This is a genomic window from Bacillus sp. FSL K6-2819 (assembly GCF_038008305.1).
GTDB lineage: Bacteria > Bacillota > Bacilli > Bacillales > Bacillaceae > Bacillus > Bacillus amyloliquefaciens.
This window is the reverse complement of the sequence record NZ_JBBOYV010000001.1, coordinates 1,023,073-1,041,383: the sequence shown is the minus strand read 5'-3', so window position 1 is coordinate 1,041,383 and position 18,311 is coordinate 1,023,073. Positions and strand designations below refer to the sequence as shown.

General features: G+C 46.8%; 17 protein-coding genes. 7 read left to right on the top strand and 10 right to left on the bottom strand.

Annotation, left to right across the window (positions count from 1 at the left end; genetic code table 11):
* Positions 1–11 precede the first annotated feature (11 nt).
* The gene (locus tag MHH91_RS05435) at positions 12–587 is read left to right on the top strand and encodes a histidine phosphatase family protein (protein ID WP_014470003.1); all 576 of its coding nucleotides are present in this window, start codon (positions 12–14) and stop codon (positions 585–587) included.
* Between the two features lie 15 nt (positions 588–602).
* Here MHH91_RS05435 and MHH91_RS05430 read toward each other — a convergent pair whose 3' ends face one another.
* Positions 603–1,463, bottom strand: coding sequence for an ABC transporter substrate-binding protein (locus tag MHH91_RS05430; protein WP_013351734.1), 861 nt, complete (start codon positions 1,461–1,463; stop codon positions 603–605).
* Positions 1,464–1,929: 466 nt separating this feature from the next.
* On the opposite strand from MHH91_RS05430, the gene MHH91_RS05425 reads away from it, so the two are divergent.
* A complete protein-coding gene (locus tag MHH91_RS05425) occupies positions 1,930–3,078 on the top strand; it encodes a S8 family peptidase (RefSeq protein WP_013351733.1) in 1,149 nt (382 codons plus the stop codon).
* 43 nt (positions 3,079–3,121) lie between these two features.
* On the opposite strand, the gene MHH91_RS05420 is transcribed toward MHH91_RS05425, so the two are convergent.
* The gene (locus MHH91_RS05420; protein ID WP_013351732.1) at positions 3,122–4,372 is read right to left on the bottom strand and encodes a M48 family metallopeptidase; all 1,251 of its coding nucleotides are present in this window, start codon (positions 4,370–4,372) and stop codon (positions 3,122–3,124) included.
* 154 nt (positions 4,373–4,526) lie between these two features.
* Here MHH91_RS05420 and MHH91_RS05415 point away from each other — a divergent pair, with 154 nt between their 5' ends.
* Entirely contained in the window at positions 4,527–4,922 is a 396-nt protein-coding gene (locus MHH91_RS05415; protein ID WP_013351731.1) for a hypothetical protein, read from the top strand.
* A gap of 49 nt (positions 4,923–4,971) precedes the next feature.
* On the opposite strand, the gene MHH91_RS05410 is transcribed toward MHH91_RS05415, so the two are convergent.
* The 4 genes from MHH91_RS05410 to MHH91_RS05395 form a co-directional block, all read right to left on the bottom strand.
* Complete coding sequence (locus tag MHH91_RS05410; protein ID WP_013351730.1) at positions 4,972–6,513, bottom strand: fatty acid--CoA ligase family protein; 1,542 nt, start codon at positions 6,511–6,513, stop codon at positions 4,972–4,974.
* Between the two features lie 131 nt (positions 6,514–6,644).
* Positions 6,645–7,289: an SDR family oxidoreductase gene (locus tag MHH91_RS05405; protein WP_014470001.1), complete on the bottom strand. Its 645-nt coding sequence runs from the start codon at positions 7,287–7,289 to the stop codon at positions 6,645–6,647.
* An 80-nt stretch (positions 7,290–7,369) separates the two neighbouring features.
* Positions 7,370–8,365, bottom strand: a complete 996-nt coding sequence (lplJ, locus tag MHH91_RS05400; protein WP_013351728.1) for a lipoate--protein ligase LplJ — start codon at positions 8,363–8,365, stop codon at positions 7,370–7,372.
* A gap of 12 nt (positions 8,366–8,377) precedes the next feature.
* On the bottom strand, positions 8,378–9,112 hold the full coding sequence (locus MHH91_RS05395; RefSeq protein WP_013351727.1) for an MBL fold metallo-hydrolase: 735 nt from the start codon (positions 9,110–9,112) through the stop codon (positions 8,378–8,380).
* Positions 9,113–9,269: 157 nt separating this feature from the next.
* Between MHH91_RS05395 and yhfH the strand changes: the two genes are divergently transcribed.
* Positions 9,270–9,404, top strand: a complete 135-nt coding sequence (yhfH, locus tag MHH91_RS05390; protein ID WP_014470000.1) for a protein YhfH — start codon at positions 9,270–9,272, stop codon at positions 9,402–9,404.
* 232 nt (positions 9,405–9,636) lie between these two features.
* Complete coding sequence (locus MHH91_RS05385; RefSeq protein WP_013351726.1) at positions 9,637–10,926, top strand: cation:dicarboxylate symporter family transporter; 1,290 nt, start codon at positions 9,637–9,639, stop codon at positions 10,924–10,926.
* A gap of 39 nt (positions 10,927–10,965) precedes the next feature.
* Here the strand turns inward: MHH91_RS05385 and MHH91_RS05380 are convergent, their stop codons facing one another.
* A complete protein-coding gene (locus tag MHH91_RS05380; RefSeq protein WP_014469999.1) occupies positions 10,966–11,997 on the bottom strand; it encodes a M42 family metallopeptidase in 1,032 nt (343 codons plus the stop codon).
* A 171-nt stretch (positions 11,998–12,168) separates the two neighbouring features.
* Here MHH91_RS05380 and MHH91_RS05375 point away from each other — a divergent pair, with 171 nt between their 5' ends.
* Both MHH91_RS05375 and fabHB read left to right on the top strand, forming a co-directional pair.
* Positions 12,169–12,444, top strand: a complete 276-nt coding sequence (locus MHH91_RS05375; RefSeq protein WP_155758769.1) for a hypothetical protein — start codon at positions 12,169–12,171, stop codon at positions 12,442–12,444.
* Between the two features lie 43 nt (positions 12,445–12,487).
* The gene (gene fabHB, locus MHH91_RS05370) at positions 12,488–13,465 is read left to right on the top strand and encodes a beta-ketoacyl-ACP synthase III FabHB (protein ID WP_013351724.1); all 978 of its coding nucleotides are present in this window, start codon (positions 12,488–12,490) and stop codon (positions 13,463–13,465) included.
* Between the two features lie 276 nt (positions 13,466–13,741).
* Here the strand turns inward: fabHB and MHH91_RS05365 are convergent, their stop codons facing one another.
* From MHH91_RS05365 to hemY, 3 genes are all read right to left on the bottom strand, one after another.
* On the bottom strand, positions 13,742–16,075 hold the full coding sequence (locus tag MHH91_RS05365) for a YhgE/Pip domain-containing protein (RefSeq protein WP_013351723.1): 2,334 nt from the start codon (positions 16,073–16,075) through the stop codon (positions 13,742–13,744).
* Positions 16,076–16,146: 71 nt separating this feature from the next.
* The gene (locus tag MHH91_RS05360; protein WP_013351722.1) at positions 16,147–16,719 is read right to left on the bottom strand and encodes a TetR/AcrR family transcriptional regulator; all 573 of its coding nucleotides are present in this window, start codon (positions 16,717–16,719) and stop codon (positions 16,147–16,149) included.
* A gap of 150 nt (positions 16,720–16,869) precedes the next feature.
* A complete protein-coding gene (hemY, locus tag MHH91_RS05355) occupies positions 16,870–18,303 on the bottom strand; it encodes a protoporphyrinogen oxidase (RefSeq protein ID WP_013351721.1) in 1,434 nt (477 codons plus the stop codon).
* Positions 18,304–18,311 lie beyond the last annotated feature (8 nt).

Sequence of the window (18,311 nt, the reverse complement as noted above, 5' to 3'; positions counted from 1 at the left end):
GTGAACACATTATGACTGCCGTTTGTTTAGTAAGACATGGAGAGACTGATTGGAACGCCCAAAAAAAGCTTCAAGGCAAAACGGATATTCCGTTAAATGCGACGGGAGAGCGTCAGGCGAAAGAAACAGGAGAATACTTAAAGGTTTTCGAATGGGATGTCATCGTCTCAAGCCCGATGAAACGGGCCAGAAAAACAGCTGACATTATTAACGGATTTTTGAATCTTCCCGTTGTCGTCATGGAAGATTTCAGAGAACGGAGCTACGGTGATGCGGAAGGAATGTCTTTACCGGAACGGTCAGAGTGCTACCCGGATAAAAACTACCCGAACATGGAGACCGCAGAGGAACTGACAGACAGAATGCTGGCCGGTTTAGTAAAAGTTCAGGAACGGTTTCCTGACCAAAAGGTACTGATCGTCGCTCACGGCGCAGCCATCCACGCCCTCTTGTCTGCCATTTCTGACGGTGACACCGACATACAAAATGCAAAGCTTGTCAATGCATGCCTGAGCAATATCGAACGGATTGAAAATAAGTGGCGCGTCAAAGATTACAATGTAAGCAGCCACCTTTCGGAATCATAATAAAAAGGCCCGCACTCAGTGTCGGGCCTTTTTGGCGAGCATTTTTTTCTGAAGATCATGTAATATGGCGTCCGCACCGTCAATACTCCGCCGCTCCGTCCAAACCGCCCTGTCCGCGCGGTAGACGCGTCCATTTTTCACGGCTGTCAGCTGTTTCCAGAGCAGATGTTTTTCGAGTTCTTTCTCTCCGCCCAACAGCACGATGTAATCAGGATCGATACGCAAAAGCTGCCCGGGCGTCATTTTAATATGATCGTTTTTCTTCCCGGAAGCTGTCTGGATTGCATATGTAAACCCCGTGAGCGCCAAAAGCCGGGACGTGAAAAACTGATCATTCTTTACGGAAATGCCGCCATTTGCAGCGTCGATTAATAAAATCGAGCCGCCTTCTGCATCCAGCTTTCTTTTGATTTCATTCAGGTTTTCTTCCTGAGCCGATAATTGTTTCTCGATGATGTCCTTTTTACCGACCGCTTTTTCAATGGTCAAGGCAGCGTCAACCGCATCCTGATAATCCGCATCTTCATTTTTCAAAGCGATTGTCGGAGCGATCTTCGTCAGCTTATTGTATATCCCTCTGTGCAGGCTAGAATCTGCAATGATGAGATCGGGTTTTAAAGAAGCGATCTTTTTCAGGTCGGGATGTGATCGGGTGCCGACAGACTTTGACGGGTCATCGGCCGCAGCCGCCGGCTTTATGCCGAGATCATGGAGGGTATCAATAAAGCCCGGATTCAATACGGCGACGCGCTGCGGGTGCGCTGCCACATGCGCGGTCCCGAGATCATGTCTGATGGCGGTCTCATGTTCCGGTTCTGAACATGCCGGTATGAAGAGGACGGATAAGATCAGCAGCATACTGAAAATCGGTTTCATCAGTTCCCCCTCTTTCGTTTTTCCGCAATTATATCATTGACAATATCAACATCAATGATATTCATTATCATTATTTTTATAAAATGGTTTCACAGCTTTTCTCGGTCAAGAAAGCCAAAGACTGATTTCGCTTACGTTTCCATCAGTCTTCTGTATTCAACAAAAGATGACATTTATCCTGTTTTTGGAACAACCCCCAAAAATGGAAACAAACCGTTCGACCCAGGAAACAAGCGAGTGATTGCTCCTGTGTACATTTACTCATGTCCATCCATCGGTTTTTTCCATTAAAATTTAAATATTTCGAGTTCCTACGAAACGAAAGAGAGATGATATACCTAAATAGAAATAAAACAATCTGAAAAAAATTGGGTCTACTAAAATATTATTCCATACTATACAATTAATCCACAGAATAATCTGTCTATTGGTTATTCTGCAAATGAAAAAAAGGAGAGGATAAAGAGTGAGAGGCAAAAAAGTATGGATCAGTTTGCTGTTTGCTTTAGCGTTAATCTTTACGATGGCGTTCGGCAGCACATCCTCTGCCCAGGCGGCAGGGAAATCAAACGGGGAAAAGAAATATATTGTCGGGTTTAAACAGACAATGAGCACGATGAGCGCCGCTAAGAAGAAAGATGTCATTTCTGAAAAAGGCGGGAAAGTGCAAAAGCAATTCAAATATGTAGACGCAGCTTCAGCTACATTAAACGAAAAAGCTGTAAAAGAATTGAAAAAAGACCCGAGCGTCGCTTACGTTGAAGAAGATCACGTAGCACATGCGTACGCGCAGTCCGTGCCTTACGGCGTATCACAAATTAAAGCCCCTGCTCTGCACTCTCAAGGCTACACTGGATCAAATGTTAAAGTAGCGGTTATCGACAGCGGTATCGATTCTTCTCATCCTGATTTAAAGGTAGCAGGCGGAGCCAGCATGGTTCCTTCTGAAACAAATCCTTTCCAAGACAACAACTCTCACGGAACTCACGTTGCCGGCACAGTTGCGGCTCTTAATAACTCAATCGGTGTATTAGGCGTTGCGCCAAGCGCATCACTTTACGCTGTAAAAGTTCTCGGTGCTGACGGTTCCGGCCAATACAGCTGGATCATTAACGGAATCGAGTGGGCGATCGCAAACAATATGGACGTTATTAACATGAGCCTCGGCGGACCTTCTGGTTCTGCTGCTTTAAAAGCGGCAGTTGATAAAGCCGTTGCATCCGGCGTCGTAGTCGTTGCGGCAGCCGGTAACGAAGGCACTTCCGGCAGCTCAAGCACAGTGGGCTACCCTGGTAAATACCCTTCTGTCATTGCAGTAGGCGCTGTTGACAGCAGCAACCAAAGAGCATCTTTCTCAAGCGTAGGACCTGAGCTTGATGTCATGGCACCTGGCGTATCTATCCAAAGCACGCTTCCTGGAAACAAATACGGGGCGTACAACGGTACGTCAATGGCATCTCCGCACGTTGCCGGAGCGGCTGCTTTGATTCTTTCTAAGCACCCGAACTGGACAAACACTCAAGTCCGCAGCAGTTTAGAAAACACCACTACAAAACTTGGTGATTCTTTCTACTATGGAAAAGGGCTGATCAACGTACAGGCGGCAGCTCAGTAAAACATAAAAAACCGGCGTCGGCCTTGGCCCCGCCGGTTTTTTATTATTTTTCTTCCTCCGCATGTTCAATCCGCTCCATAATCGACGGATGGCTCCCTCTGAAAATTTTAACGAGAAACGGCGGGTTGACCCGGCTCAGTCCCGTAACGGCCAAGTCCTGAAACGTCTCAATCGCCGCTTCCCGGTTTCCGGTCAGCTCAATGCCGTAACGGTCGGCGGCGTTTTCCTGATACCGGGAGACGGCATTCGTAATCGGATCAGAAGCAAAACTGAGCACGGATATAAGCAGCAATAACAGCGGGAGAGCGGCCAGATCTTCAGGCCCCTTTATATGAAGCATTCGGCCAAAGGATTTGGACATCCGCCTGTAAAGCTTGTCAATGATATAGAACCCAACCAATGACAGCAGCAGATACCCGGCCAGTCCGATGTACACGTGCTTCATGACATAGTGCCCCATCTCATGCCCCATAATGAACAAAATTTCCTGATCCTTCAGTTTGTTAAGCGTCGTATCCCACAAAACGATGCGCTTATTCGAGCCGATGCCCGTCACATACGCATTCAGCGCATTCGTTTTCTCCGACATATTTACTTCATAAACATGGCTAGCCGGAATATCGGCCTTGTCGGCAAGCGACAAAATTTTGCTTTCAAGCTCCTTGTCTTTCAACGGATAGAAATCATTGTATAAAGGATCAATCACGACAGGCTGCAGGAAAAACAAAAACAGGGTAAACGGCACCGTAAGACACCAAGCGTAAAACCACCATTTTTTTGTATGCTTTGTGATCAGCCAGTAAAACACAAGCACACACACGGCGAACAGCGGAAAACTGATCCAGAAATCAATGACATGATCTCTGATCCAGCTGGCTGTTGTCTGCGTCGAAATATGATACGCAAGCGAAACCCGGTATCCGATCCACTCAAGCGGAAGCGAAGCCGCCGTAACGATGAGTGAAATCACAAATACGAAGCTTACGATTTGCAGCACCCGAAAGCGCACCGCTGCTTCCAGCCATTGCTTTATTTTTTTGGCAAGCCCCGTAATCAGCAGCAGAAAAAATAAAAACCAATCTAACGGCGCCCCGATAAAAAATAAAAAATCCTTTACATTTGAATAATTTTCAGCGGCTGCCAGGCGGCCCGGGTCCATAAACGAGGACGGATCAGCTTTCGTTCCCTTTACGGCCTCCGGGACGGCGGAGTCTCCTGTCATAAAGAAATACCAATAGAAAAAAAGGCCGTACAGCACATAGGCAAGTCCCGCTGCCGCTATCCATTTGCGCATGGAAGTCTCCCTCCTTACCCTTATGACTTACTCCTATTGTAAGCATAAATGCAAATAAATAGAACCAAGCCTCCAAAACAGATGTTAATCTTTTCACAACAGAAAAGAATGGAACAACAGGAAGCGGGAAAGACTAAAAGACGGAGTGATGAATATGAAAAAAATAATCGCGTTTATCGTAGTTATCGCCCTTTTGGTTATTGCTTTCTTCTATGTATACAGCCGGACCGGCGATGTATTTACATCAAGCAACGCAGATCTGATTATTCTGTCTGAGCACGGAAAAAAAGAAATTAAAATTAAAGACAGGCAGAATGTAAAAGATATGCTCGATATCTTGAATCAAGGAAAACAAGTCAAACTGACCAAAAGCGTGTCTCCTGATTACGACGGAACGGTCAAATACCATGAAGACCGTTTTGATTCATTCAGCATGTGGCTCGAAAGCGGCAATTATATGTTGTACAAGTATAAAAACACGTATTACAAACTGACCCGGCATGATACGAAGCTTGTGCAAAGCATCATTAAGGAAGAATCGCAGAGCTGACCGGATCAGTTCATGTAAAAGCGAAGCCCCCGGCTTCGCTTTTCGTCTGTCATTTCGGAAGCATGTCCCGTACCGCCCGTCTCAGCAGCTTCCCGGTCGCATTCTTCGGAATCTCATCAAGAAAAATCACTTCCGCCGGACGCTTATATTTTGCCAAATGCTGCTCACAGTAATCAAAAACGGCCTGTTCTGTCAGTTCACCGTCCGCAGGCACAATATAAGCATGCACCGCTTCACCCGTTTTGGCGTCGGGAACGCCGATGACCACGGCTTCTTTAATGCCCTCATGGCTGTAGAGCACTTCTTCTACTTCGCGGGGATAGACGTTGTAACCGCCGACAAGAATCATATCTTTTTTTCTGTCGACAATATAAAAATAACCGTCTTCATCGCGTTTCGCCAAATCACCCGTGTACAGCCAGCCGTCCTTCAGCGCGTGCTCCGTCTCCTCGGGCATCTTGTAATAGCCCTTCATCACATTCGGCCCTTTCACGATCAATTCCCCCACTTGATGGTCAGGCAGTTCGCGACCGAGCGTATCGACGACTTTATTTTCGACATGCAAAATATTCGTCCCGATCGAGCCGGGCTTTCTCCCCCGGTCAAACGGATTGAAACAAGTAACCGGAGACGCTTCAGAAAGTCCGTACCCCTCCAGAATGGTGACGTCAAAGGTTTGTTCAAATGTCTGCAACAGAGCGACCGGCATGGAAGCGCCGCCTGAAATGCACAGTCTGACGGACGCAAAATCCTCCGCCTTGCCGTGCTCATATTGATACAGATAGTTATACATCGTCGGTACGCCTGCAAAAATGGTTGCCTGCCGGCGTTTAATCAGTTTAAAGACAGATGCCGGGCTGAACTGCGGTTCAATTAATACACACGCTCCGCTCATCAGAGGCGCATTCATACAAACGGTTAAACAAAAAACGTGAAACATCGGCAGTGCGGCCACAATTTTATCTTTCTCATTCATTCCTAAGTATCCGGCGACATCATTTGCGTTGGAAAAAAGATTCTGATGGGTGAGCATGGCGCCTTTCGGTTTTCCCGTCGTCCCTGAGGTGTATAAAATGACGGCCGTATCATCTTTGGACAATACCGGATAGGTTCTGCTGCGCTCCGCCGGACGGAGCATTTTTGTAAACGTTGTCATTTTTAAGCGCAATTGAGGGTCTTCTGTCGATGGAGCGTTCTCTGCGGTCTGACTGATGATGATATGCTCCAGCAGCGGCAGCGAGCCGTGCAGGCTTTCAAATACGGGAATTAAAAGATCAATGCCGGCGATCGCTTTGACATCGCCGTTTTTCAGCATATACGCGATTTCTGAAGGTGTGTATGCCGGATTAACAGGAATGACGACGACTCCCGCTTTCAACGCACCGAAAAACGCAATGACAAAATCAGGCGTATTTCCGAGAAGCAGCGCGAGATGATCCCCTTTTTTCAGTCCCCTGTCCTCCAATCCGTTTGCAAATGCTTCGATTTTACCTGCCAGCTCCTGATACGTCATGTACTGATCTTGAAACAGACAAGCTGGTTTTTCCGGTTTCTGCGATGCCGTTTCTTCCAATTTGGAAACCAGATTCATTTTCCCACCCCTTTAAAAATGTAATGAATGAATAGTCATTCATTTCTCCGGAATAAATGTTCACTTTCATTATAGAAAAATATAGAAAAACACTCAAGGGCAAAAAGCCCCGAGTGCCGTAAAACCGGAAATTATAATTGTTTCAGCGCTTCTCTGACCGGCGTGCTGCCCGCCGTCAGATCGAACGCTTTTTCATACGTATTCGGTTCATCAAGGGATGCGATAACCGTATTGGCGACATCGTCTCTTGAAATGGACCCTCTTTCTAAATCAGCGGCGGCTTTAATATTGCCCGTGCCCGGATCATTTAATAACCCGCCGGGACGGATAATCGTATACGTCAAACCGCTCGCTTCAAGAATTTTGTCCGCATAATGCTTTGCAACATAATACGGCTTCAGTGCTTCATTCCAATTGGCGCGGTTATGAGCCTGAAGGGCGCTCACCATAATAAACCGCTTGATGCCGGCTTTCTTTGCAGCTTCTACCGCTTTCGCCGCTCCGTCAAGATCAATCAAAAGCGTCTTATCGTGTCCGGTGCTTCCTCCTGATCCGGCGGTAAATACAATCGCGTCACAGCCCTCGGCGGCTTTCGCGATGTCTTCCGCACTTCCTTCCAGATCGGCAAGAACGGCTTCTGTTCCCGCCGCTTGAAGCGCTTCTTTCTGCTCTTCTTTCCGGACCATTGCCCGCAAGGTATGCGTACCGTCTTTTTGAAACAGCCCGGTCAGCCGCTGTCCGATCTGTCCGTTCGCTCCGATGAGAAATACTTTCATCATGATCCCTCCTTATTTATTATGGTTCTATCATTTCACAAGAGCGGCCGCCCTTTCAAATCATGCGATCGGCAAATGTTCTAATAAATCAATTCGAGGAAATCTTCCAGCTCTATTTTGCCGAAATACTGTTTCAGATCAATCCCGGCCAGCGCCTCTCTGATAGCGGTTCTGTCATATTGTTTTCCGGTCAGCGCCTGTTCGATTTCACTTACATCTTTCGCACCGAAGAAGTCCCCGAAAATTTTGCAGTCTTGAATGATTCCTTTTTTCACTTCAAGGCGCAGATCAATCGACCCGACCGGATAACGTTTGGAATGCTGAAGATTAAATGCCGGCGACCTGCCGAAATTCCAGTCCCAGTTTTGATAGCGCTCTTCAGAAATCTTCCGGATCACTTTCCAGTCTTCATCGGTCAGCTTATATTCCGGCACTTCGGAAAGATCATTTGTATTAAAAATATGGTGAAGCAGGTGTTTTTTGAATTCATCAGCCGTCATTTTGTCATCAAGAAACTCGCTGATGTTGGCGACACGGCTTCTGATTGATTTAATGCCCTTTGATTCGATTTTGTCTTTTTTCACTTTCAGCGCTGATACAACATGGTCAATGGCGGAATCCAGCATTAATGTTCCGTGGCTGAAAATACGCCCTTTCGTCGAAAATTGAGCGTTGCCGGAAATTTTTCTGCCATCGGCGACGATATCGTTTCGGCCGCTTAATTCAGCTTCGACCCCGAGCTGGCGCAGCGCCTGAATGACGGGTTCGGTGAATTTTTTAAAATTGTGAAAGCTGTCTCCGTCATCTTTTGTGATAAAACTGAAATTCAGATTCCCGAGATCGTGATAAACCGCGCCGCCTCCTGACAGTCTGCGGACGACGATGATTCCGTTATCCTCTACGTATTTCGTATTAATTTCTTCTATTGTATTTTGATTCTTCCCGATGATAATCGACGGCTGATTGACATAAAACAGCAGGTATGTCTGTTCAGGGTCGAGATGCTTCACGCAATATTCTTCGATTGCGAGGTTGATCCTCGGGTCGGTTATGTTTTGGTTGTCAATAAATAACATGGTGCTCCTCCTTTATTTCTCCCACTTCAATCCGGAAGCCGCGATCGTCACTTTTCCCCCGAATACGGATTCCGCTTCTTCTTTCAGCTTTAGGTGCTCGCCGAAATGCGGCAGATGCGTGAGAATCAGTTCTCCCGCTCCGGCCTCCCGCGCGATACGTCCGGCTTCCGTGCTGTTCATATGGCCTGCCGGCGCGCCGTCTTGGTGCGCGTAAAAATTGCACTCGCAAATCAGCAGATCGGCATTTTCCGCAAACGGAATGAACGCGTCCTGATAGCTTGAATCAGCCGTATACACAACGGTTGCTGTACCGTCGGTAATACGCATCGCATAACAAGTGACCGGATGCACCGTTTTCAGAAAGGTAATGGTGAACGGCCCGGCAGAAAGCGGGCGGTCCGGCTGATAAGCCACTCCTTTTGTATGCGTTTTATATGTAAGACGCTCAAACTGTTCTATATCAGCATCATGCCCGTAAATCGGCAGCGCATCCGTTCCTTTTCCGAGAAAAGAGCCGACCTGCTTGGCAAATTGAAGCGGCCCGATATCAGCGATGTGATCATGATGATAATGAGACAAAATGACGGCATCAAGCTCTTCTGCCGGAACATAGGCAAACAGCTTTGATAATACGGCGCTTCCGCAATCGACCAGAAGAGAATAACCGCCGGACTGAAACAGGTAGCCTGAAGTTGCTTCATTTGCGGCCGGAAACCCGCCGCAGCATCCAATAACTGTAACTTTCATATCGTCCTCCGAATGTTTAGGATAAAAAGACTCTTTCCTTCAATATACCTATTTTTCGTACAAATTGCATGTTTTAAACATTGTGTCAAAACAGCCGTTGATTTTCACAAACTGTTATAATACAATGTAAAGACAAAACAATGAAAGAGGGATGGGTATGTTGGATAAAATAACAGAATTTTTTAGAAATCTACCCGGTAAAAAGTGTGCGGAATGCGGCAAAGAAATAGCTGAACAGCATGAATGCTATGGAAATGTTTGTGACAATTGCTTGAAAATAAAGGATATGTAACAAAAGGGCGCTGCACATTCGAAGATGTGCGGCGCCTTTTTTTACGGCCGGTATCATACTTTCTGAATAGGGCGTTATTCACCATTATTAGCAATAATCTGTATGTTTTGAACAATTCAGTATTTTCAATCTATATTTTTCTATAGACGGATTGTTTTCTTTTCTATTATAATTTGTTCTAATAGCTATCTTTTTAGATACTTATTGCACTTTTTTCTTCGGGAGGTAATCTATGAAAAAATTACGTTTTGGATTAGCGACGCAAATTTTCGTCGGACTCATACTAGGGGTTGTAGTCGGTGTCATCTGGTATGGCAATCCCGCTGTTCCAACTTTTTTACAGCCTATTGGCGATTTGTTTTTACGCTTAATCAAAATGATAGTGATTCCAATTGTCGTCTCCAGCTTAATCATCGGCGTTGCCGGCGCGGGAAGCGGAAAACAGGTCGGAAAATTAGGCTTCAGAACGATTTTGTATTTTGAGATCATTACTACTTTTGCCATTATTCTCGGACTCGCTCTGGCGAATCTTTTTCAACCGGGGGCTGGCGTTAATATACATGAAGCTCAAAAAACAGATATCAGTCAATATGTTGAAACAGAAAAAGAACAAAGCGGTAAATCCGTAGCGGACACATTCCTGCATATTGTACCGACAAACTTCTTCCAGTCATTGGCTGAAGGAGATCTGCTTGCCATCATCTGCTTTACCGTGCTTTTTGCACTCGGCATCTCGGCAATCGGAGAAAAAGGAAAGCCTGTACTGGCCTTCTTTGAAGGTGTTTCTAATGCAATGTTCCACGTTGTGAACCTGGTCATGAAAGTTGCTCCGTTTGGCGTTTTTGCATTGATTGGTGTTACCGTTTCTAAATTTGGACTCAGTTCCCTGCTTTCACTCGGTAAACTGGTCGGTTTAGTATATGTAGCTCTGGCTTTCTTTCTCATTGTTGTATTCGGAATCGTCGGAAAGCTTGCTGGGGTTAACATTTTCAAATTCCTTGCCTATATGAAGGATGAAATTTTATTGGCGTTCAGTACGTCAAGCTCCGAAACTGTACTTCCCCGCGTTATGGAGAAAATGGAGAAAATCGGCTGTCCGAAAGGTATTGTTTCCTTTGTTGTGCCGATCGGATATACCTTTAACTTAGACGGTTCTGTGCTGTACCAATCTATCGCCGCTTTATTCCTCGCTCAGGTATACCACATTGACTTGTCCATTTGGCAGCAGCTTACCCTTGTGCTCGTCTTGATGGTCACTTCCAAAGGAATGGCTGCCGTGCCCGGGACTTCTTTCGTCGTCCTGCTTGCGACACTCGGCACAATCGGCGTTCCTGCAGAAGGTCTTGCATTCATCGCCGGTGTTGACCGGATTATGGACATGGCCCGTACGGTCGTCAATCTGACCGGAAACGCGCTGGCATCCGTTGTAATGTCAAAATGGGAAGGCCAGTATGATCCCGTTAAAGGCGCGAAGGTCATGAGCCTCGCCAAAACAGAACAAAACACCACCATTTCAGGTTAAACGAAAAACCTGCACGGAAATTATTCCGCGCAGGTTTTTTTATGCCATCGGAGACAGAACATACCGGTGCAAAAGCTTCGCCGTATTCAGAAGCGATAATTCGTGCGTGCGTTCAAAGGCGTGTGAAGCGTCAATTCCCGGGCCGATCAGTCCGTGGACAATGTCATGGCCCGAACGGATGGCTGCTGAGGCGTCAGAGCCGTAATACGGATAAATATCAAGCTGATAGTCAATGCCATAGCGCTCCGCAAGCCCGGCCAGATGTTTTCTGAGCTGATAATGGTACGGGCCGCTCGCATCCTTCACGCAAATGGAGACGGTATATTCATCCGTAGACTGGCCGTCGCCGATTGCTCCCATATCAACAGCCAAGTATTCGACAGTTTCAGGGGGAATGTTGGAATTGCCGCCGTAGCCGATTTCTTCATTATTAGAGATCAGAAAATGCGTTGTATATGGAAGGTCGATCTTCTCTTCAGTGATGCGGCGGATTAAATCCAGGAGCAGAGCCACACTCGCTTTGTCATCAAGATGACGGGACTTAATAAAACCGCTCGGCGTGATCTGCACGCGCGGGTCAAATGAGATGAAATCGCCGACTCTGATGCCGAGATCGGACGTCTCTTCTTTCGTCCGTACATGCTCATCAAGACGGACTTCCATATTCTCCTGATTCCGCTCTGCCTTGCCGGCATCCTTGTAGACGTGCACTGAAGTCTGATGCATTAAGATGGTGCCTGTATAGGTTTTGCCGGAAGAAGTTTGAATCTCGCAATATTCTCCTTCAATCGAGTTGTATCTAAAACCCCCGATCAAGTCGATCTTCAGCCTGCCGTCCGCCTTTATTTCCTTTACCATTGCGCCGAGCGTATCGACATGCGCCGTCAGCAGTCTGTGTTTCTTGTCATCACGGCCGGGAATTGTGACAAAAAGACCGCCTTTGCGGTTTCTGTAAGATGAGACGCCCCAGTCTTTTAAAAGACTTTCTGTATATGCGATAACCTCGTATGTATTGCCCGTCGGACTCGGAATCGACACCAGTTTCTTAATCAGTTCCATCGTATGTTTCATATTTTCCACAGGTCATTCCTCCTATCAATTTTATTCTTCTTAAAATATACTCTTTTGATCCACAACCCGTCCAATCTTTTCCTTCTCTTTTTTCATAAGATGAAGGGAGCATGGGAATAGGAGGGAAATGTATGATCAGCCGTAAACCGCACAAGCGGAAAAGGTGTCGTAATGATTGGTTTAAGGATTGGTTTGAAGATGATTGGTTTGATGAAGACTCCTTCTGGTGCTGTAAAAAAGAAGAAGAACCATGTAAAAAGAAAAAAGAAGAGGAACATTGTAAAAAGAAAAAAGAAAGAAAGCATCATCATTCATGCCGCCATCACTGCCGTCACTGCTGCCGTCATTGGTAATGTTTCACACAAACCCGTTTCACAAATAGATGTCTCATGCTCCCCAACCAGCGGATGCTGCTTGGGTTTTTTTATTAAAATTAGTACCAAGTAATAATATCTGGTGTTATAATCTGATTATAAAGGAGTGAATCATAATGTCAAAATCTAAAATTACAGCAATCGGTACATATGCTCCGGCACGCCGATTAACAAACGCGGATTTGGAGCGCATCGTCGATACATCTGATGAATGGATCGTCCAGCGCACCGGCATGAAGGAAAGACGCATTGCCGGCGAACATGAATTCACATCGGATTTATGTATTGAAGCGGTGAAAAACCTTGCAGAACGATACAGCGGAACCCTTAATGATGTCGATATGATCCTTGTGGCTACAACGACGGCGGACTATGCGTTTCCAAGCACAGCGGCACGCGTGCAGGCTTACTTCGGCTGGCCGCACACGGGGGCGCTTGATATAAACGCCACATGCGCCGGGCTCACTTACGGCCTTCAGCTCGCAGACGCATTAATTACCGCCGGAACTCATCAAAAAGTGATCGTGATTGCCGGTGAAACATTATCAAAAGTAACGGATTATACTGACAGGTCGACCTGTGTCCTGTTCGGAGACGCTGCTGGCGCCCTATTGGTGGAACGTGATGAAGCAGCTCCGGGCTTTTTGGCAGCCGTGCAAGGAACGGTCGGAAGCGGCGCGGACGTGCTGTATCGGACGGGACTGAGCGCTGAATTAAACGGCCAGCCGCTTAAGGGCGGAGGAAACATGGTGCAAAACGGCCGAGAAGTATATAAATGGGCGGTCAGAACTGTACCAGAGGAATTCAACGTCCTTTTAGAAAAAGCCGGCTTTTCAAAAGACGATCTGGATTGGTTCGTTCCTCACAGCGCCAACATGCGGATGATAGAATCAATCTGTGAAAAACTTCCCTTCCCGGCTGAACGGACACTGACAAGTGTTGAATATTACGGCAACACCTCATCTGTTTCTATTATTCTCGCTTTGGATGAAGCCGTGAAAGCGAAAAAGCTGTCGGAAGGCCAGACCCTGGTATTATTCGGGTTCGGCGGCGGATTGACGTATACCGGACTGTTGGTAAGATGGGGATTTTAATAAACAAAAGCATCACTCTCTATAATGAGAATGATGCTTTTTTCAGATTGATCAATAAAAAACCCGCAAGTCCGGCAAGTGAAACCAGGGCATCGTTTACGTGTAAATGTCATGCTGCCCGCTCCTATGCTGACAGGCGCTGTAACGGGGTTCATCTGTTCGGGACATTCCTCTTTAACGTGTTTAACCGTAAAAAGCCCTTTCGGAAGCCTGAACCTCTGTATCTTCTCTTTTGAATAAAAGAGGCTCTGAGCATTTGCTCAGAGCCTCTATTTCTTATGCTGTTATTTCTTCTTCCGCTTTGTGTTCTTTTTTGCTTTTTACCGTAAAGTACACGATGGTCAGTGTGATCATGACAACGGCGATGCCCAATAGAACCGATGCCTGCTGCCACATGTAGCCGTAATCGCCATTTGAAATGACGGCACGGAATCCGTTGATGCTGTAAGTCATCGGCAGTGCGCCGTGAATCACTTGATAGAATCCCGGCAGGAGTTCGAGCGGGAAGGTTCCTCCGCTTGCCCCGAGCTGGAGCACCAGAATGATGACAGCGATAAAGCGTCCCGGATTTCCCATCGTTGTCGCCAATAATTGAATCATGGACAAGAACGCGATGCTGGTAATCATCGTAAAGAGATAGAATCTCCAAGTGCTTTCCACATCAAGCCCGATTCCTTTTAACAGAACCGTTGCGACAATAACGGATTGAATCAGTCCGACAAGCAGAATGACGCTGAATTTGCTGAGGAACCATTCAAAACCGTTTCTCGGACGCCCTGAAGCTTCACTCAGAGGGAATACGACCGTCAGCATCAATCCGCCGACATATAAGCCCATAGAGAGAATATATGGCGTCAGTCCGGTACCGTAGTTAGGCACGGAATGAATCGCGTTATCGTCCGTTTTTACCGGATCGGCGATCATGCTGTACGTTTTGTCATCTGTCTTAATGTCTCCGGTTTGATCGGCCGCATCTTTCAGCTGGCTGGACAATTGTCCGGTACCGTCTAAAAGCTTGCTTAAACCGGTGCCGAGAGACGCTTGACCCTGCTCAATTTTGGATGAGCCGTCATGGATTTTGTTTTGCGCATCCAGCAGCTTCGTTAAGCCGCCTGACACTTGGCCGCTCCCTGACACTAGCGCTTCAGATCCTGATTTGAGCTGGCCGAACTTGCTGTTGTATTCGCCGATACCGGCCGTCAGTTTGTTTTGGCTTTCAAAAACTGTCTGTGCTCCGCTGTACAATTTATCAGTTCCCGCTGTCAGCTGGTTAATCGCGTCTTGTACCGCCGCTGCACCGTTATACAGTTTCGAAGTGGACTGAGGCAGTGCTTTCAGCTGATCAGCCTTCGCTTTTACATCTTGGAGCGCGCTTTTAATGACTGACATATCCGGAAGCTGAATATCTCCGCCGGACGGAAGCTGGCTGACGATATTGTCTAAATCCGGAAGGTCAGCTTTCGGAAGCTTCTCATTCAGAAGCTGAACAAGTTTTGCTTTTTGCTCATCCGTTAAGAAATCACTGTCCTGAATCACCTTTTTGACCGCGTTATCCCGGGCATCGAGGCTGTTTTTCAGATCAGAAAGCTTCTTCTTAAACTGCTGCAATTCCTTTTCAGTCTGTTCGAGCTGCCCAACGGCTTTTTCTATATCTGACAGGTTGACGGAATTGATGGCATCTTCAAATGCCGCCGCTTTTTGCGATACTTCCTGCGCCTTGCTGTTTAACACGCTTAAACCATTCGTTAAATCCGGAAGCTTTTGCTGGAGCTGCTTATGCCCGTCAAGGCTCGTTTTCAGCCCGCTGGCCACTTGGCCTCCGCCTGAAGCAATCTGTCCTGATTTGTCTTGAATTTCGGCGCTTGCGCTCTGGAGTTTTGCGATAGAGCTGTCAAGCGTTTGAATTCCGCTTGTCACTTTTGCTGCGCCGTCTGTAAGCTGCTGCGTTTTATCGCTGATGGTTGCGGTGCTTTCAGTGAGTTTCGCTAAATTTTCCTTCAGCTTGGCGCTGCCGTCTTTCGCGCTTTTTGTGCCATCGTCTATTTTCTTGGCGCCGCTGCTGGCTTTGCCGAGTCCTTTGGCAATATCTTTAAAGTTGTCAAAAATGACTTTTGCGTATTGCTCCGTCACTTCTTTCGACACTGAGGCTTTCAATTTATCGATCGCCTTTTCACCGATTGTCGCGCCGACATAGTTGGAACCGGCATTCGTATGATACTTCAGATCCAGCTTCTTCGGATTTTTATCCATTACCGTGCTGGCGTTTTTAGAAAAATCTTCAGGAATCTCGACCAATAAATAATATTTAGCATTTAATAAGTCCTTTAGCGATTGATCAAGATCGCTTGAAAAATGCCAATCAAAATTATCATTTTTCTTTAACTCTTTTACAAGATCGTCACCGATCTGAAGATGTTTCCCTTCGTAGTCTGCCCCTTTATCCTGGTTGACAACGACAACCGGCAGCTGATCCACCGTGCCGTACGGATCCCAGTACGCCTTCAAAAACACTCCGCTGTAGATCAGCGGAACGAATAATATGGCAATGATGGGGATTAACAGTTTCTTGCTCGTTACAATGTCTTTCCACTGGCTTTTTATTGTATTCAACCCTGTTGCCTCCTTCCGCAAACTGACTCATTTGACAAAACGGTCACGGCACCTAAAAAGTGAAGGATCATCTATTTAGATAATCCTTGACCGACATAGATTTCCAGCAATTCGGCGATCGTCTCTTTTTCAAGAGGCGGATGGTTTTTTTCCCAGTCAAATATCAGCGCGATGTAGAGTTTGAGCATCACAAAAGCGGTGAGCTCCGGATCGCACGGTTTAATGCTCCCGTTTTCAATGGCACATTCTATCTTTTCTTTAATGTATGACAGAATGGCCCGCTCCATTTTCGCAATGACATCCTGAACGGCAATTGTACCAATCTCGGCGTTCTCCTGAAAAATTTTAATAGTCAGCTGGTGTGTTTTTCTGAATTCCAAAATCGCGACCAGCGCCCGATGGACATTTTCATGAAATGAAAGCTCCGGTTTCATCGCTTCGTCAGCGTGTTCCTTCATTTCTCTTAAAATAGTGGTGAAAATATCATCAAACAGCTCTTCTTTGTTTTTGAAGAACGTGTAGATGGTTCCCTTCCCCACGTTTGCAAGCTTTGCCACCAGATCCATTGTCGTTGCTTTGTAGCCGAATTGCGTAAAAGATTTCGTTGCCGCTTCCAGAATGAGCTTTTTCCGATCGACGGACATGTTTCCCACCTCGTTAAATTGACCGTTTGAACGTTTTAGTCATTTTGTACATAAGATAACTTATCACAGTCGCGAAGAAGATTCAAATGTTTTTTCTCTATAATGGTGTTCCCTTTACAGAACGGGAACATGCAAAAAAAAACCCCCGTTTTAAGATAACGGAGGCTGGTACGTTTCAAATAAATAAGCCAGTGAATCATATACTGCGGCTTTTCCCTGGTCGATACAGTCGGGGATGCCCACCCCTTCAAAAGATGCGCCCGTCGCGTATACACCCGGATAGGAAGCTTTCAGCTCATCTCTGAACTCTTTGATGCGCTCTTTATGGCCGACATGGTACTGCGGCATGCTTTCGTTCCAGCGGGTGACACAGGTCATTTCCGGTTCGCCATTGATTTTCATTACTTTTTTCAAATCTTCCATTACGATTTTAATGATCTCGTTATCTGAAAGATCTACGATGGATTCATCTCCGGCCTTTCCAACGTACGCCCTGAGAAGCGTTTTGCCCTCCGGCGCCGCGTGCGGCCATTTTTTATTCGTCCATGTGCAGGCCGTGATGGAGAAATCGCTGTTTCTTGAGATAACGAATCCCGTACCTTCATGCTCCATCTTGACGGCTCCCTCCGGAAAACCTAAGGCGACGTTGGCAACGGACGTAGAATGCATGTCTTTGAGACATGACACCGCCGGCAAATCAGAAAGCATTTTCGCCGCGGCTTTATGCGGCGCTGTCACAATGCATCCTTCCGCATGCAGCACACTGCCGTTATCAAGCGTCACGGAATATCCCTTCTCCTCGCGGCCGATATGGGTAACTTTCGTGCCTTTCATCACCTTTGTCAGTGTAAGCTGCTTTTCCAGCTCCTCCACCAAAGTTTGAAGGCCTGTCGTCAGTGTTAAAAACTGGCCCTGCTTTTTGGCCGTCAGCTGCTGTCCCGAAGGCTGCGGACGCGATTTTTTCATGCCGAGAATCAGACTTCTGTGCTTTTGCTCAGTCTGATAGAATTGCGGAAACGTGGACATAAGGCTCAGCTTATCAATATCTCCGGCATAAATCCCAGACAACAGCGGTTCTATTAAATTCTCAACAACTTCGTCACCGACGCGTCTGCGGAAAAACTCACCCAGAGACTGATCTTCCTTCGGTTTGCTCGCAGGCAGGACAAAATCCAGCGCCGCCCGCGCTTTTCCGGGAACAGAAAATAAGCCGGTGGAGATGAACGGAGCGATTTTTGTCGGGATGCCCATCACCGCGCCCTTCGGCATCGGATGAAGCGTCTCGTTGACAAGCACGTAAGACTGGCCGGTCGCATTGTTGACGAGCAGATGCTCAAGCCCCAGATCCTTCACGAGCTGCGGAGCGCTTTTTTTCCTTTCCAAAAAAGAATCCGGCCCCCGCTCGATGATGTAGCCGTCTTTATGGGCCGTCTGAATTTTCCCGCCCGCTCGCGGGCCTGCTTCGATCAAAGTAATCTCAAGCGGCAGCTGTTTTTCCTTGATTTCTTTTTCCATGTAGAAGGCGGCGGCTAATCCCGTTATGCCGCCGCCGATGATGACCAGATGTTTTTTATCGCCACTCATTTTTATCG